Origin of the sequence: Acidiphilium sp. PM, assembly GCF_000219295.1 — a bacterium.
Taxonomy (GTDB): Bacteria; Pseudomonadota; Alphaproteobacteria; order Acetobacterales; family Acetobacteraceae; genus Acidiphilium; species Acidiphilium multivorum.
In genome coordinates this window covers 1-3,538 of record NZ_AFPR01000089.1, presented here as the reverse complement: position 1 = coordinate 3,538, position 3,538 = coordinate 1, and the positions used below count along the sequence as shown (strand labels likewise).

Below are 3,538 nucleotides of genomic sequence, written 5' to 3'. Positions count from 1 at the left end.
TCGATGCCGCGCGCGAGGCCGCCCGCGGCGCGCGCCGCATCGGCACCACCGGCCGCGGCATCGGCCCCGCCTATGAGGACAAGGTCGCCCGCCGCGCCATCCGCATCTGCGACCTCGCCGAACCCGCAACGCTCGACTGGCGGCTCGACGAGCTGCTGCTGCACCACAACACGCTGCTCGCCGGCCTCGGCGCACCCACGTTCGGCAAGGCCGAGCTGATGGACCAGCTCCTCGCCCTCGCGCCGCAGATCCTGCCCTTCGCCGAACCGGTCTGGGAACGCCTGGCCGAGGCGAAGAAATCCGGCGCCCGCATCCTGTTCGAGGGCGCGCAGGCGGTGATGCTCGATGTCGATCACGGCACCTACCCGTTCGTCACCTCGTCCAACACCGTCTCCGGCCAGATCGCCGCCGGCGCCGGCGTCGGGCCGGATGCGGCGGGCCGCGTCCTCGGCATCGCCAAGGCCTATTCCACCCGCGTCGGCTCCGGCCCCTTCCCGACCGAGCAGGACAACGAGACCGGCCGCCTGCTCGGCGAGCGCGGGCATGAATTCGGCACCGTCACCGGCCGCGCCCGCCGCTGCGGCTGGTTCGACGCCGCCCTGGTCCGCCAGGCGGTCAAGGTCGGTGGCATCCAGGGCCTCGCGCTGACCAAGCTCGACGTGCTCGACGGCATGACGACGCTGCAAATCGGCGTCGGCTACCGCATCGGCGGCGAAACCCTGCCCCATCTGCCGCCCGGCGCCGCGGCGCAGGCCAAGGCCGAACCGGTCTATGAAACCATCGAGGGCTGGTCCGGCTCGACCCGCGGCGCCCGCTCCTATGCCGACCTGCCGGCGCAGGCGATCAAGTATGTCCGCCGCATCGAGGAACTGGTCGAATGCCCGGTCACCCTGCTCTCCACCAGCCCCGAGCGGGACGACACCATCCTGATGCAGGACCCCTTCGCCGACTGAGGCCTTCCAGCTCCGCCGCGCCGGAACGGCAGGTCATGGTCCCTGTGGCGTCGCGACGGCGAGGACACCGATGATGACGCCGCCCGTCGCGATCAGGCGGACACCCTCAGGCATGTGCAGCAGGTTGAGCATCGTAACGAGCAGCCCGAGCAGCATGGCCGAGCCCCAGAGGCCGGGCGGGGCGGGGTCGCCGCCGGCGATCGAGGTGCCGCCGATCACCACCACGGCGATCGACATCAGGAGATATTCGCGCGCCATGTCGAGCGAGGCGCCGCCGGAATAGGCGGCGAGCAGGATGCCGGCGATGGCGGCGAGCAGGCCGGAGGCGAGATAGACCAGCGAGAGCGCACCTCCAACCCGAAAGCCGGCGAGCGAGGCCGCCCGGCGGTTCTGCCCGAGAGCGAGCACCGCCCGACCCGCCCGCGTGCGCTGGAGCCCGACCGCGCAGGCGGCGGTGAGCAGGATGAACAGCACCGTCATCGCGGAGACGCCCAGCACGCGGCCAGACGTGAACGCCGCGAGCAGCGGCGAGGGCTGCGTCACCGCGTGGCTGGAATAGGCGATGGCGGCAGACTGGTAGATGAAGCCGGAGGCGAGCGTGCCGACCATCGGCGGGATGCGCAGCAGGCGGATCAGCGCCAGATTGAAAAGCCCGGCACCGAGGCCGATGAGCAGGCCGAGGGCGAGGCCGGAAAGCAGCCCGGCATTGCTGCCGTGCATCGCGCCGGTCGCTAGATAGCCGGCGAGCGTCATCACGCCGGGGATCGACAGGTCGATATTGCCCGGGCCGGCGGTGATCACCAGCATCTGCCCGAGCCCGGCGATGACAAAGAATGTGGCGAATTGCAGCGCGATCGAGAAGGTCTGGAAACTGCCGGCGCCGGCGGCGATGACCACGATCGCGAGGTAGACGACCGCCGCCGCGAGATAGGACCAGATCCAGCGCGGGGCGTTCGCGAAGCGTTGTCCCATCCGCCGCTCCTATGCCGACCGCGCCACGGCGCGCAGGCCGAGCACCACGATCAGGATGCCCCCCTCCACGCTGAGCTGCCAGCTCGTCGAGATGTTCACGAAGGACAGCACCGAGCCTGTGAGCAGCATGATCAGCGTGCCGGTGACGGTGCCGACCGGCGAGACGTCGCCGCCCACGAACTCGCCGCCGCCGACGATCACCGCCGCGATCGAGGTCAGCGTGTATTGCGCGCCCACCGTCGCGTCGCCGGAGGTGTTGATGCCATCCAGCAGCAGGCCGGCGATCACGCCGCAGGCCCCGGCGATGCCGTAGAGCAGCATCCGCCCGCGGGCGAGCGACCAGCCGGCCTGCTCGACCGCCTTCGCATTGCCGCCGATGCCGCGCAGGACGGCGCCGCGCGCGGTGCGCATCAGCAGCAAATGGCCGAGGAGCGCGGCGCCGGCGAGCACGAGGATCGGCAGCGGCACCAGCGGCGGCGAGAGGTTGACGAAGCCGGCGATGAGGGACGGCGCGCCGCCGCCGGGCGAGGGCAGCAGCAGCAGGGCGCAGCCGAGCCAGATGAACGAGGCGCCCAGCGTCACCACGATCGAGGGCAGCCGGCGAACATGGATCAGCCCGCCCATTAGCGCGTAGGCGCCGATCGCCGCGGCGAGGGCGAGGAGGCCGGCGGCGGGGGCGCGGACCAGCAGCGTCGCCGCGATACAGGATGTGAGCGAGATGAACGGGCCGATGCCGAGATCGATGTCATTGATGGCGATGACGCACATCTGCGCCATGCTGGCGAAGACCGCCGGCATCGCGAGATCGAGCAGCAGGCCGATGCCGAAATAGCTGAGGATCGCCGGCCGTATCCAGAAGATGATGCCGAACATCGCGGCCAGGGCGGCGACGGGCAGGGCGATCTTGAAGCGTGGCAGGGCGGCTGCGAGGGCGGGTTGGCCGGCGGGCATCGCGGACGGGTCAGCCGGCACGGGCGAAGCCGCCCCCGGGCGGCGCCGAGGCAAAGGAGGCACGGATCACCCGGTCTTCCGAATAGGCGTCGCGGTCGATCGCATCGGTGATCCGGCCGCGGCTGAAGACATAGACCCGGTCACACTCGGCGAGCTCGGCGTTCTCGGTGGTGTACCAGAGGATGGCATGGCCGCCGGCGGCGTGCGCGCGCATCCGCGCGTAAAGCTCGCGCTTGGTGCCGACATCGACACCGCGCGTCGGATCGTCGAGCAGGAGGATATCGGCCCCGGAGGCCAGCGCGCGGGCAACCAGCACCTTCTGCTGGTTGCCGCCGGACAGGCGGGTCGCGAGATGGGAGACGGAGGGCGTGCGGATCGCCAGGCTCCGCGCCCACGCCTCGGCAAGGGCGCGTTCGGCGGCGGGATCGATCAGGCCGAAGCGGGAGAGCCGGCCGAGCGCGCCGGCGGAGATGTTGCGCATCACCGACCAGAGCGGAAAGATTCCCTCGCTGGCGCGGTCGCCGCTGACATGGGCGATGCTGCCATTGACGGCGAGGCCGCGCTCGCGGTGGCGGGCGGCGGCGAAGACCCGGTGCAGGAACGCCCGTGGCCATGACCGGCGAGGCCGGCAAGACCGACGATTTCGGCCGGCATGAACGCGC

The 3,538-nt window shown here is 71.3% G+C and carries 4 protein-coding genes; 1 reads left to right on the top strand and 3 read right to left on the bottom strand.

What is annotated here, in order from left to right; translation table 11 throughout:
• A partial coding sequence (locus tag APM_RS03975; protein ID WP_007422063.1) for an adenylosuccinate synthase occupies nt 1-953 on the top strand: 953 nt, incomplete at its 5' end.
• A 33-nt stretch (nt 954-986) separates the two neighbouring features.
• On the opposite strand, the gene APM_RS03970 is transcribed toward APM_RS03975, so the two are convergent.
• From APM_RS03970 to APM_RS03960, 3 genes are all read right to left on the bottom strand, one after another.
• Entirely contained in the window at nt 987-1,925 is a 939-nt protein-coding gene (locus APM_RS03970) for an ABC transporter permease (protein WP_007422062.1), read from the bottom strand.
• Nucleotides 1,926-1,934: 9 nt separating this feature from the next.
• A complete protein-coding gene (locus APM_RS03965; RefSeq protein WP_241763100.1) occupies nt 1,935-2,897 on the bottom strand; it encodes an ABC transporter permease in 963 nt (320 codons plus the stop codon).
• Nucleotides 2,887-3,538 (bottom strand): ATP-binding cassette domain-containing protein (locus tag APM_RS03960; RefSeq protein WP_007422060.1); only part of this gene is annotated, 652 nt, incomplete at its 5' end. The genes APM_RS03960 and APM_RS03965, both read right to left, overlap by 11 nt.

Excerpts from the sequence above, each read along its gene's own strand:
- APM_RS03970 (WP_007422062.1), bottom strand. The coding sequence starts at position 1,925 with ATGGGACAACGCTTCGCGAACGCCCCGCGCTGGATCTGGTCCTATCTC.